This is a genomic window from Bacillus sp. FSL W7-1360 (assembly GCF_038592975.1).
GTDB classification, from domain to species: Bacteria; Bacillota; Bacilli; order Bacillales; family Bacillaceae_D; genus Shouchella; species Shouchella lonarensis.
Map to the genome: position 1 here is coordinate 902796 of NZ_CP151950.1, position 26959 is coordinate 929754.

Here is a 26959-nt window from a genome sequence, read left to right on the forward strand (position 1 = left end):
TCGCATTCTTTACATGTGTGTCGATGTTCCTGTGTCTGAACGTTCCTCGAAAACAATGGTTTTTTTACACCAACACGGCGTGTATGTTGCTTACTTGTTTGACAAGCACACTTTCGTTTCGCATTTTGAGGCATGCTAGTCACCCCCCTCTGCTTTATCTTATGCTAATAGACAACAATTGCTTGGACAGCTAGAGGGGGTTAAATGCACAATGTGACATGATTCATAGACATGTAAGCTGGCGTCAATGAAACAATCATCAGTGAATGGTTCGAAAAACGCCAACAACTTTCCCTAGAATAATGCATCGATCGAGTATTATTGGTGTCATTGTGTTATTTTCCGGTTGTAAGCGAACGTGATCTTTTTCTCGGAAAAATCTTTTGACAGTTGCTTCATTTTCTTCCGTCATGGCAACAACAATGTCGCCGTTGTTTGCTGTTTGTTGTTGTCGTACAATGACGTGATCGCCTTCTAAAATACCGGCATTAATCATGCTGTCTCCTTGAATAACGAGGGCATAAGTGCCGTCCTGTCCTGTTAAATGATCGGGGACTGGTAGGTAGTCTTCAATGTTTTCAATGGCAGTAATTGGGAGACCTGCAGTGACTTTGCCGATAATCGGGATATAGTGAGCGATGTCTTGTTTTTGGTTCGTGCGATCGCTTTCATGGTCTTCAGATGTTAAGATCTCAATTGCGCGGGGTTTTGTAGGATCGCGGCGAATGCAACCTTTTCGTTCAAGTCGTTCTAAATGACCATGAACGGTGGAGCTAGAGGCGAGTCCAACCGCTTCGCCAATTTCACGAACAGATGGTGGATAACCTTTTTTTCTTACCTCTGTTTTGATAAATGCGAGAATTTCTTCTTGACGTGTCGATAGTTTAGGCATGATTGTTCCTCCTATGTATGAAAGTAATCTTACACAAGTTTAACATATCGAACGTACGTAATGCAAACGTAAGTTCTAAAAATACTTGACATTCTCTAAACGCTCTCATACAATCGGTTAGAACAGACATTTGCTCATGATTTACATCGTTAATAGAGGCGTTGAGGAGAGGTAGGATGAAGAGTCAGAGAGATGTGGCGGCTGTTTATTGTCGTGTGAGCACAGAGAAAGAAAATCAGCAGCGATCATTAAAGCGGCAAGCGAGTGAGTTAGAAATGCTTGCGAAACAACATCAGTTGCCTATCGCATCTATGTATGAGGATCGTGCGAGTGGTTACAGTTTGGAACGTGATGGACTGTTGAATTTGTTAGAAGATGCACGCGCGCGCCGCTATACGCATTTATTGTTACAGGACGATACGAGACTAGGGCGAGGAAAAGCGAAAATCGCGTTACTCTATCAGCTACAGAAGTATGGTGTAAAAGTGTATACCATTCGCGATCAAGGGGAACTGTCTTTATCAGAGGCGGATGAGATGGTGTTAGAAATTGTTGCGATTGTGGAAGAATATCAACGGAAGCTCCATAACTTAAAAATTAAGCGCGGGATGCAAGCAGCCGTGCGCAATGGTTTTCGCCCACAAGATAATCTTGGCGACAAACGAGGCGGGGGCAGAAGTTTGCTAGACCTGCCGACGGAAGAGATTGTTCGCTTGCGTAAAAAAGGACTGACATTTCATGAGATTGCGGTGACGCTTCGTGGGCTCGGTTTTGAGTGTTCAAAAGCAACGGTGCACAGGCGTTATCGGGAAGTGGTCGATGCACCAGACAAAAAATAAGGGGTAAGGTATATGTTATCAAAAAAAGAATTGGCACGTTTAAATGAGTTATCACGTTTAGCAAAGGCTGGAACGCTTACGGAAGCACAAACGAAGGAACGTCAAGCCTTGAGAGAATCGTACCTCGCTACATTCCGCCAGTCGTTTAAAGACCATTTACATACAGTAAAAGTCGTCGATGAAACAGGACAAGACGTGACACCGCAAAAACTGAAAGACGAACAAGCAAAAAAGTACCGAACAGAGGGATAATTTGTTACCGGAGATGTCACTTGTATATTAAGTGAAGAAGTTATATGATGGATATGATGTAGTGAAGCATGTAGGACAGAAAGGATGTTAACTTTGACAAAGCGAGTAGAAGATTTAGCGGTGAATACAATCCGTACATTATCAATTGATAGTATCGAAAAAGCAAATTCTGGCCATCCGGGGATGCCAATGGGTGCAGCACCAATGGCCTTCAGTTTGTGGACAAAGTATATGAATCATAACCCAGCAAACCCGAATTGGTCGAATCGTGACCGGTTTGTCTTATCTGCAGGACACGGCTCAATGCTGTTATATAGCTTGTTACATTTGACAGGTTACGATGTGACATTAGAAGACCTACAATCTTTCCGCCAACTCGGGAGTCGCACGCCAGGACATCCTGAATATGGTCATACACCGGGGGTTGAAGCAACAACAGGTCCATTGGGACAAGGAATTGCGATGGCTGTTGGAATGGCGATGGCAGAGACTCGTTTAGCTGCACAATATAATAAAGACGGTCATGAGATTGTTGATCATTATACGTATGCCATTTGCGGTGATGGCGATTTAATGGAAGGTGTGTCGGCGGAAGCGGCGTCATTAGCAGGACATTTAAAGCTAGGCAAACTTGTCGTTTTATATGATTCGAATGACATTTCTTTAGATGGTGATTTACATGAGTCATTTTCTGAAAGTGTAGAGGACCGTTTTAAAGCATATGGCTGGCAAGTCATTCGCGTTGAAGAAGGCATGGACTTAGATGCGATTGGTGCGGCGATTGAGCAAGCAAAAGCAGACGAACGCCCAACGTTAATTGAAGCGAAGACAGTGATTGGCTATGGCTCACCGAATAAATCAGCTAAATCGGCTTCACATGGTTCTCCGCTTGGAACAGACGAAGTGAAGTTAACGAAAGCTGCTTATGAGTGGCACTACGAAGAAGAATTCCACATCCCTGCAGAAGTACAAGCTTATTACGAAGATGTAAAAGCAAGAGGCGCTGACCAGGAAGCAGCATGGAATGAACAATTTGCGGCGTATAAACAAGCGTATCCAGAGCTCGCAGCACAGTATGAGCGGGCATTTTCAGGAGAGCTTCCAGCTGACTTTGATGCAGCTTTACCAGTGTATGAGACGGGAAGCTCACTTGCAACGCGTGCTTCATCCGGAGAGGCATTGAACGCACTTGCGAAGCACGTTCCTGAATTGTTCGGTGGCTCAGCGGACTTGGCAGGTTCAAATAAAACAACGTTAAGTGGCGAAGACAACTTTAGTCGGGATCGCTATGATGGACGTAACATTTGGTTTGGTGTGCGTGAATTTGCGATGGGTTGTGCGCTGAACGGCATGGCGCTTCATGGTGGATTAAAAGTGTTTGGTGGGACGTTCTTTGTCTTCTCTGACTACCTTCGTCCTGCGGTTCGTCTCTCGGCGTTGATGAACTTGCCTGTGACCTATGTATGGACCCATGACAGTGTGGCCGTTGGTGAAGATGGTCCAACACATGAACCGGTGGAGCAACTCGCGTCGTTCCGCGCGATGCCAGGACTTTCTGTCATTCGCCCGGCGGACGGCAACGAGACAGCCGCAGCTTGGAAATTGGCGGTCGAGTCGAAAGATACACCGACTGCGCTCGTATTAAGCCGACAAAACCTCAAGACGCTTCCAGGAACGGACGAGCACGCCTATGAAGGTGTGAAAAAAGGTGCGTATGTCGTCTCGCCGGCAAAACAAACACCACAAGCGTTATTGCTTGCGACAGGATCAGAAGTGTCACTTGCGGTAGAAGCACAAACAGCGTTAGCAGCAGAAGGTATTGACGTGTCTGTGGTGAGCATGCCATCATGGGATCGCTTTGAAGCACAGTCAGATGCATATAAAGAAACAGTATTGCCGAAGAGTGTGAAGGCGCGTGTCGCGATTGAGATGGGCTCTTCACTCGGCTGGGCAAAATATGCCGGTGATGAAGGTACTGTCATTGCCATCGACACATTTGGTGCATCTGGTGCCGGTGATGCAGTCATTGAACACTTCGGTTTTACCGTTGAAAATGTCGTTGCAAAGACAAAAGCAGTAATGGGTTAAAGATAAGGGTATGGAGCAAACGGTGGTAGACGCGCCGTTTGCTTTTTTTTGGATTTGGGAGGAATGAGAGAGTCCTCATGTCATGATAACAATTCCTTTTTAACCGAATAGGCATCATCACATTTAGTGTTGATAATATGTGTGTTGTGTGACTCATTTGAGTTCGTATAAAAGATCGTGTAAAGAGTTGCTCATCACTTTTGGAGTGGTGTCTCTTGCTGTGAAATGTGTTGCTGAATGAGTAACATGTCGATACAATATTTTCATAGATTGGATTGAGTTGTTACAAAAGATGAAATGGTAACGAACCCAAATTTAACCTTACATTGGGAAGAAAACGAAAGAAAACCATGAAAAGGATTGACTTTAATTAAATAGTCTTATATATTTATAAGGAAGTACGACATATTACACGATATTATGGGAGGAATTAACATGAGTCAAATTCGAGTAACGCCAGAATTACTAGAAGCCGAAGCGAAAAAACTTCGTACAGATGCTACGAACTTGCAGACGCAAATGAAACAGATCACAGGTCGATTAAACACATTGCACAGCATGTGGGAAGGTAAGTCAGCGACATCTTACATGGCACAATGGCAAGATCAACAAAAGCACTTCAAAAACACTGCAGTTATGCTAGAAGCTGTTGCAAAGCAGTCTGACGGTATTGCTACGACAATGCGTACGACAGACCAACAAATCAGTAATCAAATCGGATACTAATTTAGTCATAGCGCAATCGCGATTCATTTTTTGGATTGTGATTGCGCTTCTTTGTTGAAAAGAGGTGTTTTTATTGTACATAAAAGTGACGGTTGATTTAAGAAACTATACTAAGAAAGAAATTGATCTGCGCTTGTCTGATCAATACACTGCCAGAAAGTTTGTAGATATTATATGGCGTTTAGAAAAGATGACCGAAACGCGCCGTGAAGGAGACTTTATTCGAGTTGAAAATAAAGAGTGTACAGTTTCAGGTGATCAAATTCTTGCCGATGCAGGGGTGACAAATGGCGATCGACTCGTCATATTATAAATTCGAGAAGGGGGTGGCTCATAGAAATGGATGAGAAGAAAAAGAGATATTTAGAAGAACAAACAGGCGCTGCAGTAGCACGTACCGAAGATGGCCATTATACCATTACATTACAATATGAAGAAATTAAGTTACATGACGTGTTAGAAGCCCAAATACTAGATGGGTGTGATGCCTATACAACACGGACCATCAGCCAAAATGATGATGATTTTGTGATCACAGTGAGATCTAACACGCCTTTGACGCCTTTTGGAACTGTTAGGCGTAAAACAGAAAGTACAAGGCTTTTTATTGCTGCGGCATTGATTCAAAAAGTCATGCAACATCGTAATGACAAACTTCATTTGATCATTTGTCCGGAGAATGTGCTTGTCAGTGAAGCACTTGACATCGTATTGATCCATTACGGCATTAAAAACAGTATGCCTCCTGATGAAAGAGATGAGGAAAAATTGTTTTTGGAACTACGAGCGACCTTATCTGCACTTTTAGATGGACAATATCATTTTAACGAATATATGAATGATAACGGCGTACTAAAATTGTCACCTAAAGCAACGTCTCTTATGAAACAAACAACGTTAGAGGCATTGCGTGATCTTGTGTCTAAATGGATACAGGTTCATGAAAAAGAAGAAGCCGCGCTACATAAAGTTCCAAAAAAGAAATGGACGATCCAAAAGTGGACAGGCATTGGACTTATCGTGGCACTTGTGCCAGCGATTGTGTTTACTGTGTATGTGCTTGCCTTTTTACAACCAAGACAAGCAGCATTTACTGAAAGCCATCGTGCGTACTTAAATGAAAATTATAGCGAAGTAATTGATATCCTTGAGTCATACAAACCGAACGTGATGCCGCGTGTCGTGAAATTTCAGCTTGCACAAGCGTACGTTGCGACAGAACAGTTAAAAGACGAACAGAAAGCAAACCTTACAAATGTCCTTGTGCTCCAGGCGGCTGAGCCGTATTTTGATTACTGGATTGCCATTGGTCGCGGTGAAAATGAAGAGGCTGTTGATATTGCTCGTGGGCTTGGAGATGAAGACTTGATTGCGTATGCCCAAATCAAGCATCGTGAAGAAGTGAAAAACGATAAAAAGTTGTCAGGGAAAGAACGGGAAGACTTGATTAAAGAAATCGATAATGAAATTACAGACTACATGCAGGCGCTCGAAAAACTAGAAGAAGAGAAGAAACAAGAAGAAGAGCGATTACAGCCGCAAACAGAACCCGCTTCTAGCGACGTAAGTGAAGAGGAACAAAACGAGGAAAAGGATCGAGAAGGTAAAAAAGAGGATGCTGATGAGAAGAAGGACGGGGGTGATGAATAGTGTCCGCGTCACTATGGGTTTTCTATGACCAATACGTCCAAAAAACAACCGTTGATGAGCTCCCGATAGCAATGGGACCTGAGGAGCATGCGAAGTTACGTATTTCCTCTTTAAAAACAGATATACAAGCAAAGTCTCAAGGCGGACAGTGCGTCATCATGCGTGAGGATGTTTCTTTACAGGTACTCCCTTCTGGGGAATCGTGTGAGTTAGAAATTGATGGCGAAACATTTTCCTTCCTATATATAGATGACACATTACCTATAAAAAAGTATTACATCGGGCATCACAATATGGTCACAGTGTCTAGTGAGTCATCGGCGCAAATGATGTTGCCATTCCCTGTCTCATTCACACTTTTATACGAAACTGATCAAAATAGGTGGCAGCTTTACCCTCAAAAAGATGAACAGCCGTTATACGTCAATGGTGAGAAGGTGACATCTCCTACACCGATTTTAAACGGTGATGCTGTCATAGCCGGGCATGCAGCGTTATCGATCATGGATGGTGACACATTAATAATTGAGAGTTTCAAACCATACGAAACGACATTCTCACAAGTAGAAACACCCACATCTCTGATGCAACAACAGTATCCAATGTATCGACGCACCCCACGTATTCTTTACCGAGAACCCAAGGATGAAGTGCCTTTTTCGATTCCGAGTCAAGAGCATGATGATAATGAGCGACCGCTGTGGCTTACCATTTTGCCCCAAGTAGTCATCATTATCGCGATGGGACTTGCGACGTTACTGATTCCTAACGGATGGTTTATGTTGATTTCAATACCCATCATGTTAGGAATGATTATTACCGCGGTGATCATGTATTTCCGAGATAAAAAGCATAAGAAGAAAAAAGAAGAAATTAGAAGGCGTTTATATAGAGGTTATTTAAAGGAAAAGCACGATGAATTACAAGCATTAAAGGAAAAACAACAGCATGCACTCGCATATCACTTGCCGCCGTTTGAAAAGATGAAAGAGATGTCTCGCTATATTCATCGGCGCATATATGAAAAAGCGATCAAGGACGAAGACTTTCTTGAAGTGCGTGTCGGTAGATCAACAGTGCCGACGAGTTTTCGTTTAGAAGATGCCCGCGATGAGTTTTCAGAGCGTGAGCGTGATGACTTGCTTCTTGATTATGACAAACTAAAAAAAGCGTATCTTTCTATTGAAAATGCGCCGCTTCGGTTAAGTCTAGCAGAAGGTGCAATCGGGTATGTTGGGAAACCGAGAACCGTTGAGCGAGAAGTGTCACAGCTTGTTGGACAGCTTGCTTTTGCCCATAGCTATCATGACTTACGTTTTGTGGCGGTGTTGGACGAAAGACAATTTGAGAAATGGGCGTGGATGCGCTGGTTGCCACACTTTGAGTTTTTTCATACACATGCAAAAGGGTTTGTCTATGATGAAAAAGCATGTGACCAACTATTAAATCCATTGTATCAAATGATTCGCGAGCGGGATTTGGATCAAAAGTCGGACGACGAAGATGAGAAGAGGCTTTATACACCACATATTGTGTTCCTTGTGGCGAATCGTCCGCTCATTGCAGAGCATGCCATCATGGAGTATCTCGAAGGAGAGGACAAATCGTTAGGATTTTCTGTGGTATTCCTTACGGACGCAGAAGAAAACTTGAGTGAACACATCCGTACAGTCGTAAAAGCTGTCAACCATCGTGAAGGAGAAATCGTCATGCGTGGCGGTGAAGCGGAACATAAACGTTTCTCGTTTGACACGTACAAAAGTGAAACAAATGAACGGTTTGCGCGCACGCTCTTCTCTTTGCAGCACCAACAAGGAATGGTTCATTCCGTCCCTGATATGGTCTCGTTTATGGAGATGTTCTACGTCGCTCAAGTAAAAGACTTAGCGATCCGCGAGAGATGGGCGAAAAACAACAGCATCGATTCACTTGCGGCGCCGATCGGCTTTAAGTCAAAAGATGAGCTGTTAGAATTAAACATCCATGAGAAAGCACACGGACCGCACGGCTTGCTTGCGGGAACGACAGGGTCAGGGAAATCAGAATTCCTACAAACCTACATCTTATCGTTAGCGATTAATTACCACCCACATGAAGTCGCATTTTTATTAATCGACTACAAAGGTGGCGGGATGGCACAGCCATTTAAAAATATGCCTCATTTACTTGGCGTCATCACAAACATTGCGGACAGTCCAAACTTTAGTGCACGGGCGCTCGCATCCATTGAAAGTGAACTAAAAAAACGGCAACGGTTGTTTGATCAACATACAGTCAGCCATATAGACGATTATATGGAATTATATAAAGAAGGAACAGCCGAGGAACCAATGCCACACTTACTCATTATTTCCGATGAGTTTGCGGAGTTGAAGAACGAAGAAGATGAGTTTGTAAAGAAGCTCGTCAGTGCCGCACGGATTGGTCGAAGCCTAGGGGTACATTTGATTTTGGCGACGCAAAAGCCTTCCGGTGTCGTTGATGATCAAATTTGGAGTAACTCTCGTTTTAAAGTAGCTTTAAAAGTACAAACACCAGAGGATTCACGAGAAATATTGAAAAACGAAGACGCAGCTTCCATTACCCAAACAGGACGAGGCTACTTACAGGTCGGCAACAATGAACAATATGACCTCTTCCAAAGCGCATGGTCTGGCGCACAGTATTTACGCGAAGTGCACGAAGGAGAAGAAGACATTTTCTATGTGACGGACCTCGGCTTAAAAGGTGTCTCTCAGAGTGCTGTTAGGAAACAAAAGAAAGAAAAAGGAAAGACGGAAATTGAAGCGGTTGTCGAGGAAATCAATGCGACAACAGAAGACTTGGCGGTTGTACCGGCAAAAAGTCCTTGGTTAGATCCTTTAGGAGAAAGGCTCGTACGTCCAGCTGTAGACGATGAAGGAAAAGCCTTCCCAATTGCAATGATCGACGACCCAGAGCGTCAACGCCAATTCCCTGTTTGTTACGAATGGGGAAAAAGCGGCAACGTCTTGATTCTTGGGGCGAGTGGATACGGCAAATCAACGACATTACTCACGATGTTACTAGCGTTTACGGAAGCTTTGACGCCAGAACAAGTGCACTTTTATGTGCTTGACTTCGGGAATGGTGCATTATTGCCATTACGTCAACTTGCCCATACGGGTGACTACATGAAAATAGATGAAGCCCGTAAGAAAGAAAAGCTGTTAGACTTTATCCAAAGTGAAATTGAGCGTCGAACAGAACTATTTTTACTACAAGAAGTAAGTACGCTCGCCCTTTACAATGAAGTGAGCGAGGAGCCACTCCCTGCGATCATTTTAGCGATAGACAACTTCGACGTGTTAAAAGAAGAATTTGACGATGATGTTCAAACAATTATTCAACTCTCAAGGGATGGACAGTCGCGCGGTGTGTATATATTCGTCACAGCCACCTCACCGAATGCGATTATGCCTGCGATGATGGGGAACATGACAACGAAGATTTGTCACTACATGCTTGACGACTCGGAGGTCACATCACTCTTTGGTCAACTCCCATTTAAACTAGAAGCCATTCCAGGCAGATTGATCATTAAGACAGACCGAAATTGGTTCTGCCAAGCATTTTTACCAGTTGAAGGTGACACAGACCGCGAAGTACTTGACAATGTGAAGGCGCATATCCAAACATTGAACAAACGTTATGAAGGCATGTCTTTGCCAGAGGAAATGGCGATGTTACCAAAAGACTTACATCTCGTCCCGTTCCGTAAGCGAATCAAAGAGCAAGAGAGCATTGCGCTCGGCTTAAACGAAGATACGGTACAACCTGTCTACCTCAATGAAAGTGCAGGTGCGCACCTCGTCATTGCAGGTGAAGCCCACAGTGGGAAATCAAATATGTTAAAAGTGTTGCTTACACTCTATCTAGAGCGCGGGGTAGAAAAAGCGGTTGTGTTTGATGGTTTTGACCGGCCACTATCTTTCTTTAGCTATCACGATCGCGTTGTGTACGCAACAGATGTAGAAGCACAAATGAGGCAAGAACTACAAACCGCAAAACAAGTCATGAATGAACGCGAAAAAAGCTACACAGACGCACTTAGCGCAGGAAAACCGATGCCAACATTCACGCCGTATATGTTTGTGATTGACAGCTATTCTTCATTCAAAGATGTTCTTGATGGTGACATTGAATTTGAAGATGATAAGAAACTAGAGTCCATGCTTGTCAGCTTGATGAAATCAGCTGGTCACCTCGGCTTTAAAGTGTTGCTAGCGACAAACCATGCGGAACTAACATCTGGTTTTGGTGACTTTGTAAGTGAATTAAAGAGCGTGCGTCAACACATTCTTGTGATGAAGAAAACAGATCAATCACTCGTAAGCACACGATTTGTGCATGAAGAGAAGTTAGAACAAGGGTTTGGTTACTACATTGTCAATGGCAAAGAAACGAAGATGAAAATCCCAGAAATGTTGAAGGAAGAAGAACCAGTTTATACACCGTAAAAGAACTGCGCCCCTCTTTATTAGAGGGGAGGGCATTCTTGACCTTGAAAATGTGCTTTACCACACTAGCAATATAAATCTATGAACGGTGTACTAGTAGATAAGGAGGGGAAATAGAATGCCATACACGATGCAAATTAGACAATTAAAAAATACGGTTGGTGCATTACAGGGAACAATTACAACAGGGCAAGAAGAGCTGAAACGATTAGCTGCGGCGAGAAAAAGTTTGGTTTCTCATAAAAGTAAGTTGAGCACGCAAAAGTCTTTTATTATGAAGCAGCCCATCATGAGTGGAGAGATGACACGTGGGAAAGCAACCGCACGTCACACCTTCTTCCGCAACAACATGATTAGAAAAAATCAATTGTTGGTCTTACGGGTACAAAGTATGATCAATGCAATTGACAAACAAACGTCAAGCATCTCCTCAGACATTTCTCGTGCGCGGACTGGTATTAGTAGTGCCCGCAGTCGAATGAGTATTCTTGAGACACGCCAAAAAAATATAGAGGAAGGTTGAGTGCCAAAATGGAAATTCGAATCAATGAAGCAATTGTCGTGCAAACACTAAAAGGTGTTTCAAGTGCTGCAAGTAGTGTGAAATCTCCAGGTAATGTCACTGCAAGCGCGTGTAACTTAGATATGTTAAATAGTTTGATCGCGGTTGAGGAAACGTGTAATAAACATATGACGACATATGTCCAATCCCTAAATAAAATTGCGCGTAAAAGTGATCGGTTAGTACGGACGTACCGCCTACAAGATCAAGCAATCGCAAATCGAATCAAGTAAAGGAGGTGCGCCATGACAAAAATACTTGATGCAAAAGAAGCAATCAGCATTTTAGATGAAGTCATAAAAAGAAGAGAAGACGCAGACAAAACATTCCAAACGATGGAAACGCAAGTGCGGCGTGTGATCATGGTCGGCACATTTAGCGGTGGTGGTCCAGAAGCCATTCGAAACCATTTTAAATACGTTCAACTACCAACGATACGTTCGTTCCGAGGTTTTTTCAATGTGTACACAAAAGCAGTCAAACAAATGAAAAAGAACATCTTGAGCTTTGAGTCCTCGGACGCACTCGTCCGGCGAGATTTTTGGTTGATGCAAGTGCCAAAGGGGTTACATCGGTTACAGATGTCAACGGACCAGTCGATTTCCAATGTCAATAAAGTAGCCGCATCAATCCAAGACATCATTAACATTGGAAGTTTGAACGGAACAGCGATGACAATGGATATTAAAGAAGCAAAACGACATGCCCAACAAGTGCATCAGAAATTAAGCAGCCTTGACAAAACAAACACAGCAATCATGAAAGCAGTAGAAGCACACCTGAACTCGCTCGGAAGCACTGTTAAGAAAGCGGAGAGATGGTCAAGCGCTGGCCCCGTCATGCCACCTATTTACGTGAGACAAGCACAAGCCCACTTTGAAGAGCATACGCTTCATGAACTCGCACCGAAGCCTGCCGTGGAGGGTGAAAGCTGTACGAGAGAGGAAGTAGAAAGCACAAAAGAGCTGTCGCTGTGGGATCAGGTGGGAGATTTCTTCTCAATGACATCGATGGTGGCGAACGTTGTGACTGTCGCGGGTGGAGCAAAGGAGATAGGCAAGCGCTTTGGTAAAGAAATAACAGGAACAACCGTGAGAGTGATGATGGAATCTCAGATGTTTTTTGACGAACAAGTGAAGAGGTTTACGACGCTTACCTCTGGTTTGCGGTATGCGGGCAGAGCATTGAATAAAGAAATGGGTCGTGCGGTGAATGGTTTCGGTATGTATGTGAGCACACATCCTGTCACAAGAGGGGCAATGTCATTTGCAGGAGACACAGTGAATGTGTTAAAAGGGCTACCGTCTAAAGGGATGACAGCTCTTTCAAAGATAGGTGACTCGTTTCAAGGAACATGGTCTGGCATAAAGGCGACTGTTAGCGATGGCGTTACAAAACTTGGTAAGTCTTTTGCGGAAAGTGATATTGGTAAAGACATTATTAGCACAGCAGTAGGTGCAAGAAACACTGTAACAAATCTGGGTAAGTCTTTCGCGAAAAGTGATATTGGTAAAGGCATTATTAGCACAGCAGTAGGTGCAAGAAACACTGTAACGAAACTGGGCACAGCTTTTGCGAATACTCCAGTTGGACGGGAGATTGCAAGGACAACAGGAAGCATTGTGAACGGTGTAAAAGCCTTCTCTGCCACAAATTTCGTAAAAGGACTGGCCACAAAGACAGCAGCAACAGCAGTGACAAACATTGCTAAAGCAAGTCAATTGGGTGGCAGGAAGATAACAGAATTGAAGGCAACAGCAGTGATGGCAACAGCAGCGTTAGGAAAGGCCACGATGGATAATAAGGTTGTAAGAGGTGTTACCACAACCCTTCAAGGTGTGGGTAAAGGAGTAAAAAATATTCCTTGGGATGCCGTAATGAAATACGGGAAAAAAGTTCCTTATATCGGCACCGGTGTAGTCATCTTAGACAACTCTCTTGAGTTTGTGAGATCGGAAAACAAGGATAAGACATTTTGGCAGAAAGCAGGTCGTTTCCTTGGTGGGACTGCTGCAGATATGAGTGGACCTGTAATTGGTGCAGTGGTAGGTGCTGGTGTTGGAGCGATAGTTGGAACATTTTTTATGCCTGGAGTAGGAACTATCGCTGGGGCTGGAACTGGGGCTGTAATTGGTTATGCAGCTGGTCCTTATGTATTGGCAGGAACTAATCTTATTTTTGATGGTGTGGGAACAAATACCGGTCGAGATATAGGTGAAAATATTGCGACAGACATTGAAGAATATGTGAGTGAAGGTTGGGAAGAGATGAAAGAAGATTGGAGAAAAGAAAAGGAGGCAGCGAATCAAGTGAACCCTGTGCCGCATGTGCCGATGAATCCGCTGGATAGGTTCCGTTGGTTATTGAGTCGTTGATAGAGGGAGATGAGGTTCTCCCTCATCTCCTCTTTATTTAAGGTAGGTATTTGAGTATCGTTTGTTTTTTGTCCAGTAAGAGCAGTAGGGGGAAATAAGTAATTGGTTGGAGAAGTTGAAAAATGTTTATCATTACGCCCGAAAATCTGTATAGGAATTATATGTTTGTTGTAACACAAGCATAGTGAGGTGGGAGATTAAATGTTTGATAAGCTGGTGGAGTTGGATAAAAAAAGTAGTCGTGTTCTAGTGGAAACGAGAATAAGGGGTTATATTTTCCTATGCGCTATGGGAGTATTTTTCTATTTGTTGTATTTTGTTTTCAATTTCTTTTTCGGCATGTTAGGTTCACATTATACCAATGGTAGCGTGCATTATAATAGTGATCATGTGAGGATGATTTTTCATTGGCTATTGATCAGTTATTTTGTGATCGGGATAATAGTAATTCACGTGTCTTTTCATTTCTTTAACAGGAAGGTTTGGACGGTGTCAATGATTGGATTGACTATTTTATGGGGAGTCGCTTTTGCTTCGTTATTTGCGCTACACACATCCAGTCGGTATCCTGTCATACAAATTATATATGTCAGTGTAGTAGTAGTACAGCTCTCTTTTTTGATATTAGTGACGATGAAAAGGAATGCTTCACCGATTGTGTTGAAGAGATGGTTGAAGTTCTACATTTTTTTGATGGTGTTGTTGACAGCATACATGTGGATTCCCGCACTATTAAATGGAGATGGTCGCTGGAGCGGACCAGACCACGTCAGGTATTACGAAAAAAAATATGACGCTGAAGTGGCCAATGCACTTGGAGCTGCTTCTGTTATGATTTTTTTATTGCAAATCATTATTGGTATTGCGATGTCTGGTTTCATTAAGCTGTTTACGAAATTCCGATTTAACAAATTCGATGAGAGAGTTAACTCTGTAGTTGCATATGTGTTATTTTGTCCTAGCCCTTTAAAGGGATTTCCAGGAAGGTTTGTATATTCGCTTAAAGGAAGTAAAGACCTCGGGGATGATATGGCTTTTATTCGTCAAGAACAAGGGGATTACCATTTCAAAAGGGGTTGTTTCCGTGGTCCGAAAGAAGAACTGGTTATTTCAAAAGAAGAAGGGATGGACGAAGGAGTTTATGCTTGTAAAGTTGTGGGGAGTGATCAAGGTGATTACCAGGTAATGGCATTATATGAAGAGAAGCCAGGTCAATGGCGTCTATTTGAACTAGAGGAGATAGAAGAGCTAAAGCCGGTTGAAGCAGAGTGATAGTGATGAAGTTTCTTGTAGCGACTATTGTAAGGAGTACAAGGTCCAGTCAAGTATGAAGCAGTTTGGTAAGAGATGATAGCGTGAAAGCTCGGCTGTATCATCAATATATTTATATAATTTAGGGATAAAGGGGTTTATACAGATGGCAGAATTAGAGATGGAACAAGCAACAGCCTTCACACTATCAACAGACGAGATGACAACGGCATTTTTGTTATGTGGATATGGGGAAGTAGCGGCAGAAATTTTAAACGCAAGTAAAAGAATCTCAAGCGAGGAAGAGCGTGTCCGGTTTGCAGAACACACGGAGACACTGCTCAAGCACCGTGGCTATTGGGACAGTGAACGAGAATCTAACCTCATTAAAGAATTTGAGAGCTTTATTCACACACTCATGAGAGCAAGCAAGCGTTTACGGTGTGTGCGAGGAAATACGGTGTTGATGCTTCACCATGTAGAAGGAGATAACGCGATTGTTCAAACATGTAAAGGGGCAGATCACTCGTTTGAGTTGGTGGATGATGTAGAACAGCGCACCACATTCCTTCATGATTTTTATGAAGTAGAAGAGGTGGACACACAGGCGTTGGAAGGGTTTACGATGGAAGTAGACTTCTTTGAAATGTTGCATGAGATCACCGCAGAACAATTGGATGAACTGATCGAGAAAGAAGCATATGCTGGTTCGATTTTGCAGTTTTTAAAGGACTATCGTGCAAACAAATTGGTGTTTGATAATATCTCATTTTTACAGACCGATTATGCTGTGAAAAACGAAAGTGAGTTACTTGAGATGCAGTTCCTCTTAGAATCGGAAGACTTCGTTTGGCATATCCATTATCACGATATTGAAGCGAAAAAAGAAGTGTATATGTACCCTGTGGAGAAACGAGAGTATCTGGGCATGATCATTGACGGGCTGAATGACTGGTTTAGGTAAGGGGGAACCGAGGTAAAAATGCTTGTTGGAGGGGACTAGTAAATGAATCGAACGGTAGAAAAAGTGCTAGGGATTATAGGAGTTTCTTTATATTTTGTGGGAGGACTAGCTGCATGGATGCTTCATTTAATCTTGATGGAAGAGGAAAATGCACATATATTTTCATCTAATGATTATTTTTGGGTAATGATCGGGGCTTTTATTGCGTCTATATCCGGAGTATTTGCAGTGGTGGTGATACGGAAATTGCCTAAAACTGCAGGAGCAATTTTTATAAGTAGTGTGATTGTGTACATTGTGATGACAAACGCCTATCTAATTTTTTTAATCCCATTGGCTCCTGCAGTTCTTTATATTATTGCTGGTATCATGGTGCTTATGCGAGCGGAGAGAGGGGCTGATGTTCAGGGAGGATCACACTTTTGTGTACATTGCGGGTCACCTATTACGAATGTCGGCAAGTTTTGTTCGTCGTGTGGTAAGGAGCGTAATCAAGTCATGATGTAGATGCTAAGGTAAAAGGAGGTGCGCCATGACAAAAATACTTGATGCAAAAGAAGCAATCAGCATTTTAGATGAAGTCATAAAAAGAAGAGAAGACGCAGACAAAACATTCCAAACGATGGAAACGCAAGTGCGGCGTGTGATCATGGTCGGCACATTTAGCGGTGATGGTCCAGAAGCCATTCGAAACCATTTTAAATACGTTCAACTACCAACGATACGTTCGTTCCGAGGTTTTTTCAATGTGTACACAAAAGCAGTCAAACAAATGAAAAAGAACATCTTGAGCTTTGAGTCCTCGGACGCACTCGTCCGGCGAGATTTTTGGTTGATGCAAGTGCCAAAGGGACTCGATCGTCTGATGTTATCGACAAACCAATCGATTTCTAATGTCAATAAAATCGCCGCATCAATCCAAGACATCATTAACATTGGAAGTTTGAACGGAACAGCGATGACAATGGATATTAAAGAAGCAAAACGACATGCCCAACAAGTGCATCAAAAATTAAGCAGCCTTGACAAAACAAACACAGCAATCATGAAAGCAGTAGAAGCACACCTGAACTCGCTCGGAAGCACTGTCAAGAAAGCAGAGAGATGGTCAAGCGCTGGTCCTGTGATGTCACCTATCCATGTCAGACAAGCACAAGTGCATTTTAAAGAGAATAAGCTTCATGAATGGGCACCGAAACTAGACGCAGACCTTGAAGCATGTACCAAGGAGGATACGCTTCAAGATGCGGAAGGTGTGGAGATGGTAAAAAATCCTGCACATAAAAATGCTTTTGAGAAGTCGATTGACAGCTTCATAGAAATAGGCACTTTAATGTGGGATGGCGCCGAAGGAAGATCGGAAAAAGCATTTGACTCGTTCTATGACTATGGAAACTATGTCACATTTGGTCTATATGATGTAGGTGTTAGCATGTGGGATGGGGCGCAGATGCGTTATAATGAATTTATAGACGATCCAAGTCTCGTCTCAGGCCTCAACTACGCTTCAGCAGGTATGTATGAGACGGTGGAAGGAGCTGTAAATCCAGAGGATCCATTTTCGGCAGATCACTGGTTAAATAGTTTTGCGCTAGCTGGATTTGTGGCAGGTGGTGCAGGCGTAGTTACACGCGGTGCGACAAATAGCATAAAGCCAGGGCCGAGAAGTGCTGGGAATGTGAATAGCGTGAAGGGGAGTGAGAAAGCGGCGGATGCAAGGGAGGTTGCTATCAGAGCAGATCACTCAACGAAGATAGATCACAAGGTTCGTCAGGTAGAAACGGAGCATTTGAATCTTAATATGAGTTCGACGTTTAAACATGGGCAGTATAGAACCGTTGTTGCAACAGAAGATATAACGCTCTATAGAGCTTTTGGAGGAAAAGCTCGTGCTCATGGATCATTTACGACAACGACCCCAGCAGGTAACCGAATTCAGACTAAAATGGACTTAGCTCTCAAGCCCGAATGGAAAAATTCCAGAACTTACGAATCGGTGATCGTAGTTCCTAAAGGAACGAGAATGAACATTGGGAGAGCCGAAAAACAGTATAATAGGGTAGGGACTGTTTTTCATGGTGACGGTGATCAAATCGTACTGCCTAGAGATTTCCCAAAAGAGTGGATAAAAGAGATCCGGTCAATACCATCTAGATAGGAGAAGGATATGATGACACACACAATTGATGAGTTAAAAAAACAAATTCAGGAAGTTATTCGCTTGACTTTACGAAAAAAACATGAGACGGGTGATTCATTTCTAGACACCCTGCTGAAAAAGCTCAAAAAAGCGTATAAAGAATTAGATGAGAATGTGAAGCCTACCATTAGCCAAAACCCGATGAATTTGAGCCCGATTGATGGAGCTATTCGCGCGTATTATGATAGTGGTCTAGTGAAAAGAGATGATGAGCCTATAATTGTTGAGTTAGACAAATTGGAGTCAATGTTAAGAAATCATTATGCGAGCATGACTCAATCTGGAAACTAGATCGCCTGTCTCCTGCTGTTATTTTAAATTAGCAGCAGGGGTTCTCAAATGAGAAAACTAGACTTATAATGACCGACATATAACAATAGAGGAGCTCTTGTTGTCATGGGTTTATACATATACAATTTATGGACTTCAAATAGAAGTCATCCGATTTCGGGAACTATCTAACAATCTGTGCACTTGACGTTGGCGTTGGACTGTGGGATGGCGCAGATGCGTTATATTGAATTTGTAGAGGACCCAAGTCTCACCTCGGTCCTTAACTACGCTACAGCAGGTATGTATGAGGTAGCTGAAGGAGCTGTGAACCCAGATGATCCATTCTCAGCGGATCATTGGCTAAGTAGTTTAGGACTCGCTGGATTTGTGGCAGGTGGTGCTGGAGCAGTTACACGAAGTGCAAAAAATAGTGTGCGTCCAGGGATGAGAAACACGGGATCAGTGAACAGTGTGAAGTCAGGTTCGAGAAGCCCCAGACCAGCAAAGGGTGCGTCGGCAGGTGCGGTCATTTCTGGCGCAGCATCAAATGCATTTAGATCAATTCGAAACGCCGCTGATAACTGGTTAAACGGTTTGCAGCTAGCTGGGTTTACAACAGGTGGCGCCGCAGCGGTGACAAGAAGTGCGATGTCAGGATCGAGAAGATCGGGCGGCGCAGTAAAAGATGTGAAGTCGGGCGCGGGAAGCAACGGTTCAGTGAACAGCGTGAAATCAGGCTCGAAAAGCGCTGGAACAGCGAATAATGTGTCAGGAACGAAAAACTCGGGATCAGTGAATAGCGCGAAATCAGGATCTCAAAGTTCAGGGACAGCGAATAATGTGTCAGGAACGAAAAGCTCGGGATCAGTGAATAGCGCGAAATCAGGCTCAAAAGGCTCTGGGACAGTGAAAGATGTGAAGTCAGGTTCTGCGAGCTCCGGGACAGTAAATGATGTAAAGGGAACAGGGAAACCGACTGATAAGGTCGTCAATGGAATTAGTGCGGCAGATCGGGCCAAACTTGACGGATGGGCATACCGTCCAAGCGACGAAATGTACTTAAAGTACAAGAAAACATTTGATAATCCGAAGTACTATGATCAGAAAACAGGCGATATCCAATGGCCGCCGAATGATGGTTTCAAAGGAGAACGTGTGAAAACGACTATAGAGCCAGGAGCGGTGATTGATAGGTATGGGGAGCCGGAAACAGGACGATATTTATCTCCAGCAGGCACACCGTATGAACAAAGAGCTTTAGCATTGCATAGTGATAGTGCCTCATATCGCCAATATAGAGTTAAAAGACCGTTTCAAGTAGAAAGTGGAGAGATTGCACCTTGGTTTGATCGGCCCGGTGGAGGGACCCAATATTATACTGGGAATAGCCCGAAGGTACCTCATCCAGATACAGGGAAGCTTTATGAGCCTACAGTGAAAAATCTAGAGCTTCTCGGTTATATTGAGGAAATTAAATAGAGGGGTGTGTTTGTAGTGAAATTGATAGAGGCAGCACAATTATTGAATGCAGTAGGCCGAAAAACGGTATGCCATGGAAGGAAATTAGAGCAAGTAGTAGAACCCTATGAGAGTTATTACTTATTAAAAGAGGAAGAGGGAAAGTGGATTTATGGCTTGTTTATTCAAGAGAAGACGAATAAACCGTATTTAACAGACATAGAAACTTTGGCAACTGAAGAAGAGGGAAGCAAATTCTTTTTGTTGAAACAACTTTCCCGTCATTATTTTGATACTGTGATTAAGACTTTTCTTTCTCGTAAAGATTTATACATCTATGATGACACGTTTGACATTCCGCGGTTGAGGTATGCACTATCAGTTGCTGGTGTTCCTAAAGATCTTTTTTATGTAGATCGGAAACCAAGCCACTGTGCGATTGTGTTAGAGACAAATGGAAACCACTATATCATTTCTTTTTATGGACAAAACGGGAAGAAAGTTTCTTCTTCTCTTCCGTTGGAGTTGCGTGAGGCTCTTTTCTTTGTATTTCAGAAAGTAGTGAAGTTGTATTTGTTTGAAACAGAAGTATTAGCTTTACTAAAAAAAGAAAATATCAATGTAATGTTTTCTGATGAAGATGTAAATTGTTTTCTTTCTATATTGTAGGAGGATCTGGATGTTATATATTGGATAAGTGACTTGCTGGGAGAGTGAGATATACTAGAACACTGCTTCGGAGGCAAAATAAATGAAGATTACAATCGAGCAGGCAGGGGTACTTTTGAATCGAGCGGGCTATCGTGTGACGGTTTTCAATAAACATTTGAAACAGGAAGTTGGCCCTTATGAAAATTACGAGGAAGTAAAAAAAGACGGAGAGAAATGGGTATATAGGAGGGTATTTGTAGAACGGACAAATACCCCTTACACACAGACAATGAAAGAATTTGTAACAGAGGAGGAAGCTGCGACTTATTACTTGTTAGAGAGTTTATCTTCGCACTACCGCAATACGGTCATTACGCCTTTAAAGTTGAATCATAACATTGATTTCGATCCAGATGTTGCTGATGTGGATATGCTATATCAATCTTTACAAACAGCAGGTATTCCTAAGAGCACACTGTATTTTAATCAATCCCCTCGTGGTGGTACTTGTATGCATCTGAGTCAAGTAAATGATAGCGAATGGATCTTATCTTATCTTTGGTGTCTAAAGAAAGGGTAGTGAAAAGCTCTGTTCTGATTGATGATTTTCCATGGGGGCTATTTTCAACATTTAATAGAACTTTTTGTTGCATTTATTCCTAACAGAGGTACCTAAACTTCTTCAAAGCGAGGGTATCACAGAACAGCTTACAGATGAAGAGATGAGTATTTTTATATTTGGATGAGGCTGAGTATATTTCTCTGTTATTGAATGACTATTTTCAATGACAGGATGCATTACCGAAGAAAGTATTCGAGTTGAGGAGTCTGATCATCTTGGAATTTAAACTAGTTGCGGATTTACTGAATTCAGCAGGCGTAAAAACATCATATACGATTGATCGGTTAGAGGAAGTGCCTTTTCCTTATGAGAATTATGTTTTGCTAAAGAAAGACGGCGATAAGTGGGTGTATGGATTTTTTGTACAAGAGCGAACGAATAATCCTTATATGTCTGACCCGGTCAAGCAAAATTGTAACACCGCCTAGAAAAAATAAGTTGTCCTCATTGGAAGAGCGCCTGCCATCATTCGGAAATGAAACGGGCAGATTTCCATGTAAAAATTCCAGTAAATCATTCGAAGTTCAACCCGAGCGATTTTACATGGAGAGGCGGGCGTGTTAGCCTGGTGCGGTGTAGCCAAGCCTTATTTTAGCTTGGATCTTGGCGGGGAACACATGCCCGTAGAGGCTCCATGTCAAAGCGCGATGCAACTGCTCACACCCCCTTCGAGGGACGTGCAGTCATTCCTCAAGTTAGTTAACAAGCCTGAACTTCCATAGGCGTTTTACCTCCAAGCGAACTGTGAGGACGGATATGATGATAATATCGGAAAATATAGTCCTCGATGAGCCATTTTAAATGACGTGTGTTTCTAATCACAAAATGATTTAGGTGTTCATTTTTCATTTTGCCGAAAAAAGATTCCATCGGTGCGTTGTCATAAGGGCATCCGGCGCGACTCATGCTTTGTATGACACCGTTTTGCTTACAAAACTCAGTGAAAGCTTTAGAGGTGAACTGGACTCCTTGATCACTGTGTAAGATCAATCCTTTTTTAGGCGCATGTTTCTGCAGTGCTTCTTGTAACGTTTCAATTGCAAGGTCAGCGGTGATATGTGAATCCGTCTTTGTGGCGACAATGCTACGATTGCTCAAATCCAAAATGGAACAGTTATAACGGACTTGTCCGTTCGCTAAATGAAGGTACGTAAAGTCAGTGCACCACCGTTGATCCGTATGAGCAACGACAAAATTTCTGTTTAAAAGGTTCGGAAAGACGCTGTGCTTCTTCCCTTTCACATAAGGCGGCTTTCGCTTATATGCAATAGAACGCAGCCCTAGTTCTTTCATGTACTTGTGCACAGTAAGTAGGCTACATGTGTATCCCTCATGAGCCAGCCTTTTATGGATCATACGGTAGCCCATTTTCCCGCCATAACGGTGGAAAATGTCTTTAATACACGCACTGATCGCCGCTTTTCTTTCTTGTTGTTTTGCTCGTCGTTTCTTTCTGTGATTGTAGTAGGCATTGGGTGATAGTCGGAAACGTCGTAGTAGCCATCGCACACCAAATTCCTTGGCATTTTCGTCGATGAATTGATAAATTAGTTCTCGCTTTCCTTCGCAAAGAATGCTGCCGCCTTTTTTAAGAAGAGGTTTTCCTTTTCTAGTTCCTCATTTTGTTTTTCTAATTGTGCTAGTCGGTCATATACGCTTTTTGCACGTTCTTCATCAATTTGATTGGATTCATTGCATTCTTTGCGGTATTGCTTCACCCAATGATTGAGGGTCCCATGCCCCAAACCATATTCTTTTGCTAAACTTCCCATGCTTCGTCCCTCTTCAAGGTGCATCCGGACGAGTTTTTCCTTGAAGATTGCGTCATAATGTTTTTTACTCATTTTGTAACACCACTTTCTGTTGGTTTGATTATACATCTTTTCCTCATGTGGTGTTACAACTTCACTATATCATGTCAGTCAGTAAGTGAAACTTTCGATACAAAAGAAGAAGGAAGTAGATATTTCTTCTTAAAACAACTTTCGACTCACTTCTTTAATAGTGTTATCACTACATTCAGGCTCAAACACATCGGTTCAACGCCAGAAACCGTGGAAGACTTGTATAAATCTCTACAAATGGCGGATATTTCGCATAGAACATTTTGTGTAGACGATACGCCTTATCATACATGTGTGCATTTAAAGAAGGTAAATTCCAACGAAAGCATTTTATCTTTGGTGTCGCAAGGGAAAACAATCAAGTCTTCTATTCCGCTAGACGATTATCCATGGGCGGTACGGCTCGCGTTTCGTTCTACATTTTTGTTGCATTTGTTCCAAAAAGAAGTACCGAAATTACTTCAAAGTGAAGGGTTTATTGAAACGTTCACAGATGGGGAAATGGCAACGTTTGTGTGGTGATCGGCATTTTCTGCTGTCACTGAATCAAGCAGTAACAGCTCTTCCTTTAAAAGAAACCTTCCCCCGTAACTTCTCGTATATATAATAAAAGGAGATGAAAATAGATGGAGCCTAAAGAAGCCACATTAAAACCAGGAACATTTGTAGATAGACTTGGTGGTCCAGAGGGAATGTTTTTGTATCCACAAGACACACCGATTGAACAGCGGTCACTCCCGCCGCATGTTTTGGTGTTCCCTTATTATTGTTATGAAGTCCTTCGTCCATTTGAAGTGGTTAGTGCTGAAATTGCACCGTGGTTCGATCAACCGGGTGGAGGAACGCAGCATATGACCAAATATACGAAAATCGTTGATCCTAGAACAGGTAAAAGTATCACTCCCACAGCTAGAGATTTAGTACGTCTAGGTTACCTACGACTGGTCGAATTTAAGGAGGGCGCCCACAGTGAAAATGCAAGAAGTTGAACAATTATTGAATGCGACCGGGAAGCATACAGAGTGCAGAGATGGTCGGCTCATGACCGTTCCTTTACAGCATGAAAATTATTATTTGTTGTTGGAGGGCGATGGGGGCGAGTGGGTTTACTGCCTTGCTGTACAGGACCGAACCAACCAACCGTACATGGAAAATGTAGAAGTTTTCTCAACTGTAGAAGAGGGAAGCAGATTCTTCTTTCTCAAACAACTCGCAGAGCAGTCTTTCGAGCAAATGGTTGTGGCGTTCAGTCTTGAAAATAAAGATTTAAACATTGGCTCTCAAACGTTTAATAAACAGCAATTAGAACAGGCCTTCTCGACACTAGGCATGCCTGCAGGTATATTTTATGATGATGAGAAGCCAAGCGGACGTGGGATTGTGCTTGAAAAGAATGAGGGCGACTATGTTGTATCTTTTTATGGAAAAGATGGACAAAAGGTGCATTCGACCTTGCCAGTCACATTAGACTTAGCTTGCTTTTTTGCTTTCCAACAAACGTGCTTGCTTTATTTGTTTGAGAAGGCAGTGCCCGATTTATTGAAGCGAGAGAATATAGATGTGACTTTTACGGATGAAGATGTGAAGCATTTTATTTTTTAAGACGAACCCTTGGTGCCATTGACAACGACATCAAGGGTTTATACATATGCAAGATCATGCAGGAGCGCCATGACAAAAATACTTGATGCAAAAGAAGCAATCAGCATTTTAGATGAAGTCATCAAAAGAAGAGAAGACGCAGACAAGACATTCCAAACGATGGAAACGCAAGTGCGGCGTGTGATCATGGTTGGCACATTTAGCGGTGATGGTCCAGAAGCAATTCGAAACCATTTTAAATAAGTGCAACTACCAACGATACGTTCATTCCGAGGCTTTTTCAACGTATTCACAAAAGCCGTGAAACAAATGAAAAAGAACATCTTGAGCTTTGAGTCCTCGGACGCACTCGTCCGGTGAGATTTTTGGTGATACAAGTGCCAAAGGGACTCGATCGTCTGATGTTATCGACAAACCAGTCGATTTCTAATGTCAATAAAATTGCCGCATCAATCCAAGACATCATTAACATTGGAAGTTTGAACGGAACAGCGATGACAATGGATATTAAAGAAGCAACACGACATGCCCAACAAGTGCACCAGAAATTAAGCAGCCTTGACAAAACAAACACGGCACTCATGAAAGCAGTAGAAGCGCACCTGAACTCGCTCGGAAGCACTGTCAAGAAAGCAGAGAGATGGTCAAGCGCTGGTCCTGTCATGCCACCTATTTACGTGAGACAAGCACAAGCCCACTTTGAAGAGAATACGCTCCATGAATTCGCACCGAAGTCTGCCGTGGAGGTTGAGGAAGGTGAGAGTTGTACAAAAGAAGAATTAGACAGCATAGAAGATATGTCATGGTGGGATCACGTGAAATATGGCTTTAGTAAGTCAATGGACAGCTTTGTAGAAATAGGTAATTCAATTTGGGATGGCGTGGAAGACAGATCAGAAAAAGCATTTGATTCGTTTTATGACTATGGAAACCATGTCACATTTGGTCTATTTGATGCAGGTGTTAGCATGTGGGATGGGGCGCAGATGCGTTATAATGAATTTATAGACGATCCGAACGTGTTCACTTTCGTTAATTATGCCTCAATAGGCACCTATGATATGTTCGTTGGTACTGTGAATCCAGATGATCCCTATTCAACTGATCACTGGCTAAGTAGTGCAGGGTTAGCCGGATCTTTGGCAGGTGGTGCTGGATTAGCTACACGCGGTGCAGTGAGTGCCTTGAAACAGGGGGCGCGAAATTCTGGATCAGTGAACAGTGTGAAGTCAGGTTCGAGAAGCCCCAGACCAGCAAAGGGTGCGTCGGCAGGTGCGGTCATTTCTGGCGCAGCATCAAATGCATTTAGATCAATTCGAAACGCTGCTGATAGCTGGTTAAATGGTTTGCAGCTAGCCGGGTTTACAACAGGTGGCGCCGGAGCGGTGACAAGAAGTGCGATGTCAGGATCGAGAAGATCGGGCGGCGCAGTAAAAGATGTGAAGTCAGGCGCTGGAAGCAATAGTTCAGTGAACAGCGTGAAATCAGGCTCGAAAAGCGCTGGGACAGCGAATAATGTGTCAGGAACGAAAAGCTCGGGATCAGTGAATAGCGCGAAATCAGGATCTCAAAGTTCAGGGACAGCGAATAATGTGTCAGGAACGAAAAGCTCGGGATCAGTGAATAGCGCGAAATCAGGCTCAAAAGGCTCTGGGACAGTGAAAGATGTGAAGTCAGGTTCTGCGAGCTCCGGGACAGTAAATGATGTGAAGGGAACAGGGAAACCGACTGATAAGGTCGTCAATGGAATCAGTGCGGCAGATCGAGCAAAGCTTGACGGATGGGCATACCGTCCGAGCGATGAAATGTACTTAAAGTACAAAGAGACGTTTGATAATCCGAAGTATTATGATCAAAAGACGGGCGATATACAATGGCCGCCGAATGATGGATTTAAAGGGAAACGTGTGGAAACAATGCTAGAGCCAGGAATGGTAATTGATAGGTATGGTGATCCAGGTGGAAGTTTCTTGTCTCCAGCAGGAACACCATATGAAATGCGGGCGTTGGCATTACATAGTGATAGTGCGCCTTATTACCAATACAGGGTAAAGAAACCACTTCCGGTGGAGAGTGGGGAGATTGCGCCATGGTTTGATAGGCCTGGCGGTGGAACGCAATATTTGACGAGTATAAAGGTTTATGATAAGAGGGCAGGGGGATATATTACGCCTTCTGTAGAGGACTTGGTACGGTTGGAATATCTAGACAAAATTAAAGGACCGTGATCAT

General features: G+C 42.9%; 26 protein-coding genes. 24 read left to right on the plus strand and 2 right to left on the minus strand.

Annotated features, from left to right (window positions below):
- Window positions 1–259: 259 nt before the first annotated feature.
- On the minus strand, window positions 260–892 hold the full coding sequence (lexA, locus tag NSQ26_RS04465; RefSeq protein ID WP_499719356.1) for a transcriptional repressor LexA: 633 nt from the start codon (window positions 890–892) through the stop codon (window positions 260–262).
- 176 nt (window positions 893–1068) lie between these two features.
- Between lexA and NSQ26_RS04470 the strand changes: the two genes are divergently transcribed.
- From NSQ26_RS04470 to NSQ26_RS04560, 19 genes are all read left to right on the plus strand, one after another.
- Entirely contained in the window at window positions 1069–1731 is a 663-nt protein-coding gene (locus NSQ26_RS04470) for a YneB family resolvase-like protein (RefSeq protein WP_090775097.1), read from the plus strand.
- 12 nt (window positions 1732–1743) lie between these two features.
- Window positions 1744–1983, plus strand: a complete 240-nt coding sequence (locus NSQ26_RS04475) for a DUF896 domain-containing protein (protein WP_499719358.1) — start codon at window positions 1744–1746, stop codon at window positions 1981–1983.
- A gap of 93 nt (window positions 1984–2076) precedes the next feature.
- Window positions 2077–4071: a transketolase gene (tkt, locus tag NSQ26_RS04480; RefSeq protein ID WP_499719360.1), complete on the plus strand. Its 1995-nt coding sequence runs from the start codon at window positions 2077–2079 to the stop codon at window positions 4069–4071.
- Between the two features lie 435 nt (window positions 4072–4506).
- Window positions 4507–4797, plus strand: a complete 291-nt coding sequence (locus NSQ26_RS04485; protein WP_499719361.1) for a WXG100 family type VII secretion target — start codon at window positions 4507–4509, stop codon at window positions 4795–4797.
- A gap of 64 nt (window positions 4798–4861) precedes the next feature.
- Window positions 4862–5110: an ESX secretion system protein YukD gene (gene yukD, locus NSQ26_RS04490; protein WP_499719362.1), complete on the plus strand. Its 249-nt coding sequence runs from the start codon at window positions 4862–4864 to the stop codon at window positions 5108–5110.
- Window positions 5111–5136: 26 nt separating this feature from the next.
- The gene (gene essB, locus NSQ26_RS04495) at window positions 5137–6447 is read left to right on the plus strand and encodes a type VII secretion protein EssB (RefSeq protein ID WP_499719363.1); all 1311 of its coding nucleotides are present in this window, start codon (window positions 5137–5139) and stop codon (window positions 6445–6447) included.
- Complete coding sequence (gene essC, locus NSQ26_RS04500; protein ID WP_499719365.1) at window positions 6447–10925, plus strand: type VII secretion protein EssC; 4479 nt, start codon at window positions 6447–6449, stop codon at window positions 10923–10925. The genes essB and essC overlap by 1 nt, the downstream gene beginning before the upstream one ends.
- 118 nt (window positions 10926–11043) lie before the next feature.
- Window positions 11044–11448 (plus strand): YwqH-like family protein, encoded by a 405-nt coding sequence (locus tag NSQ26_RS04505; protein ID WP_499719366.1) that lies wholly within the window; start codon window positions 11044–11046, stop codon window positions 11446–11448.
- An 8-nt stretch (window positions 11449–11456) separates the two neighbouring features.
- Complete coding sequence (locus NSQ26_RS04510) at window positions 11457–11720, plus strand: DUF5344 family protein (RefSeq protein ID WP_499719367.1); 264 nt, start codon at window positions 11457–11459, stop codon at window positions 11718–11720.
- 12 nt (window positions 11721–11732) lie between these two features.
- A complete protein-coding gene (locus tag NSQ26_RS04515) occupies window positions 11733–13862 on the plus strand; it encodes an LXG domain-containing protein (RefSeq protein ID WP_499719369.1) in 2130 nt (709 codons plus the stop codon).
- Between the two features lie 489 nt (window positions 13863–14351).
- Window positions 14352–15134: a hypothetical protein gene (locus tag NSQ26_RS04520; protein ID WP_499719370.1), complete on the plus strand. Its 783-nt coding sequence runs from the start codon at window positions 14352–14354 to the stop codon at window positions 15132–15134.
- 145 nt (window positions 15135–15279) lie between these two features.
- Window positions 15280–16077: a hypothetical protein gene (locus NSQ26_RS04525; protein WP_499719371.1), complete on the plus strand. Its 798-nt coding sequence runs from the start codon at window positions 15280–15282 to the stop codon at window positions 16075–16077.
- A gap of 42 nt (window positions 16078–16119) precedes the next feature.
- The gene (locus NSQ26_RS04530; RefSeq protein WP_499719372.1) at window positions 16120–16584 is read left to right on the plus strand and encodes a DUF4064 domain-containing protein; all 465 of its coding nucleotides are present in this window, start codon (window positions 16120–16122) and stop codon (window positions 16582–16584) included.
- A 25-nt stretch (window positions 16585–16609) separates the two neighbouring features.
- Window positions 16610–18235, plus strand: a complete 1626-nt coding sequence (locus NSQ26_RS04535) for an LXG domain-containing protein (RefSeq protein WP_499719373.1) — start codon at window positions 16610–16612, stop codon at window positions 18233–18235.
- A 12-nt stretch (window positions 18236–18247) separates the two neighbouring features.
- Window positions 18248–18568, plus strand: a complete 321-nt coding sequence (locus NSQ26_RS04540; protein WP_499719374.1) for a hypothetical protein — start codon at window positions 18248–18250, stop codon at window positions 18566–18568.
- Between the two features lie 216 nt (window positions 18569–18784).
- Window positions 18785–20029, plus strand: a complete 1245-nt coding sequence (locus NSQ26_RS04545; protein WP_499719376.1) for a TNT domain-containing protein — start codon at window positions 18785–18787, stop codon at window positions 20027–20029.
- Window positions 20030–20044: 15 nt separating this feature from the next.
- A complete protein-coding gene (locus NSQ26_RS04550) occupies window positions 20045–20677 on the plus strand; it encodes a hypothetical protein (RefSeq protein ID WP_499719377.1) in 633 nt (210 codons plus the stop codon).
- An 82-nt stretch (window positions 20678–20759) separates the two neighbouring features.
- A complete protein-coding gene (locus NSQ26_RS04555) occupies window positions 20760–21239 on the plus strand; it encodes a hypothetical protein (RefSeq protein WP_499719379.1) in 480 nt (159 codons plus the stop codon).
- Between the two features lie 257 nt (window positions 21240–21496).
- On the plus strand, window positions 21497–21709 hold the full coding sequence (locus NSQ26_RS04560) for a hypothetical protein (RefSeq protein WP_499719381.1): 213 nt from the start codon (window positions 21497–21499) through the stop codon (window positions 21707–21709).
- 271 nt (window positions 21710–21980) lie between these two features.
- On the opposite strand, the gene NSQ26_RS04565 is transcribed toward NSQ26_RS04560, so the two are convergent.
- A protein-coding gene (locus NSQ26_RS04565) for an IS3 family transposase (RefSeq protein ID WP_499718308.1) occupies window positions 21981–23161 on the minus strand; the annotation gives its coding sequence in 2 pieces (ribosomal slippage) (window positions 21981–22858 and window positions 22858–23161; 1182 coding nt in all).
- 300 nt (window positions 23162–23461) lie between these two features.
- Here NSQ26_RS04565 and NSQ26_RS04570 point away from each other — a divergent pair.
- From NSQ26_RS04570 to NSQ26_RS04590, 5 genes are all read left to right on the plus strand, one after another.
- Window positions 23462–23647: a hypothetical protein gene (locus NSQ26_RS04570; protein ID WP_499719383.1), complete on the plus strand. Its 186-nt coding sequence runs from the start codon at window positions 23462–23464 to the stop codon at window positions 23645–23647.
- Window positions 23648–23751: 104 nt separating this feature from the next.
- Window positions 23752–24114, plus strand: a complete 363-nt coding sequence (locus NSQ26_RS04575) for a TNT domain-containing protein (RefSeq protein ID WP_499719384.1) — start codon at window positions 23752–23754, stop codon at window positions 24112–24114.
- The gene (locus NSQ26_RS04580) at window positions 24095–24727 is read left to right on the plus strand and encodes a hypothetical protein (RefSeq protein WP_499719386.1); all 633 of its coding nucleotides are present in this window, start codon (window positions 24095–24097) and stop codon (window positions 24725–24727) included. The genes NSQ26_RS04575 and NSQ26_RS04580 overlap by 20 nt, the downstream gene beginning before the upstream one ends.
- A 69-nt stretch (window positions 24728–24796) precedes the next feature.
- Window positions 24797–24970: a T7SS effector LXG polymorphic toxin gene (locus NSQ26_RS04585; protein WP_499719387.1), complete on the plus strand. Its 174-nt coding sequence runs from the start codon at window positions 24797–24799 to the stop codon at window positions 24968–24970.
- Between the two features lie 113 nt (window positions 24971–25083).
- Entirely contained in the window at window positions 25084–26955 is a 1872-nt protein-coding gene (locus NSQ26_RS04590) for a glycohydrolase toxin TNT-related protein (protein ID WP_499719388.1), read from the plus strand.
- Window positions 26956–26959: the final 4 nt, after the last annotated feature.

What these genes read in the sequence shown, in the direction of transcription:
- NSQ26_RS04475 (WP_499719358.1), top strand. Translation starts at nt 1,744, where the DNA reads ATGTTATCAAAAAAAGAATTGGCACGTTTAAATGAGTTATCACGTTTA.
- NSQ26_RS04515 (WP_499719369.1), top strand. Translation starts at nt 11,733, where the DNA reads ATGACAAAAATACTTGATGCAAAAGAAGCAATCAGCATTTTAGATGAA.
- NSQ26_RS04510 (WP_499719367.1), top strand. Translation starts at nt 11,457, where the DNA reads ATGGAAATTCGAATCAATGAAGCAATTGTCGTGCAAACACTAAAAGGT.
- NSQ26_RS04545 (WP_499719376.1), top strand. Translation starts at nt 18,785, where the DNA reads ATGCGTTATATTGAATTTGTAGAGGACCCAAGTCTCACCTCGGTCCTT.
- NSQ26_RS04470 (WP_090775097.1), top strand. Translation starts at nt 1,069, where the DNA reads ATGAAGAGTCAGAGAGATGTGGCGGCTGTTTATTGTCGTGTGAGCACA.
- NSQ26_RS04525 (WP_499719371.1), top strand. Translation starts at nt 15,280, where the DNA reads ATGGCAGAATTAGAGATGGAACAAGCAACAGCCTTCACACTATCAACA.
- NSQ26_RS04485 (WP_499719361.1), top strand. Translation starts at nt 4,507, where the DNA reads ATGAGTCAAATTCGAGTAACGCCAGAATTACTAGAAGCCGAAGCGAAA.
- NSQ26_RS04535 (WP_499719373.1), top strand. Translation starts at nt 16,610, where the DNA reads ATGACAAAAATACTTGATGCAAAAGAAGCAATCAGCATTTTAGATGAA.
- NSQ26_RS04585 (WP_499719387.1), top strand. Translation starts at nt 24,797, where the DNA reads ATGACAAAAATACTTGATGCAAAAGAAGCAATCAGCATTTTAGATGAA.
- NSQ26_RS04505 (WP_499719366.1), top strand. Translation starts at nt 11,044, where the DNA reads ATGCCATACACGATGCAAATTAGACAATTAAAAAATACGGTTGGTGCA.
- essB (WP_499719363.1), top strand. Translation starts at nt 5,137, where the DNA reads ATGGATGAGAAGAAAAAGAGATATTTAGAAGAACAAACAGGCGCTGCA.
- NSQ26_RS04555 (WP_499719379.1), top strand. Translation starts at nt 20,760, where the DNA reads ATGAAGATTACAATCGAGCAGGCAGGGGTACTTTTGAATCGAGCGGGC.
- lexA (WP_499719356.1), bottom strand. Translation starts at nt 892, where the DNA reads ATGCCTAAACTATCGACACGTCAAGAAGAAATTCTCGCATTTATCAAA.
- NSQ26_RS04540 (WP_499719374.1), top strand. Translation starts at nt 18,248, where the DNA reads ATGACACACACAATTGATGAGTTAAAAAAACAAATTCAGGAAGTTATT.
- NSQ26_RS04575 (WP_499719384.1), top strand. Translation starts at nt 23,752, where the DNA reads ATGGAGCCTAAAGAAGCCACATTAAAACCAGGAACATTTGTAGATAGA.
- NSQ26_RS04530 (WP_499719372.1), top strand. Translation starts at nt 16,120, where the DNA reads ATGAATCGAACGGTAGAAAAAGTGCTAGGGATTATAGGAGTTTCTTTA.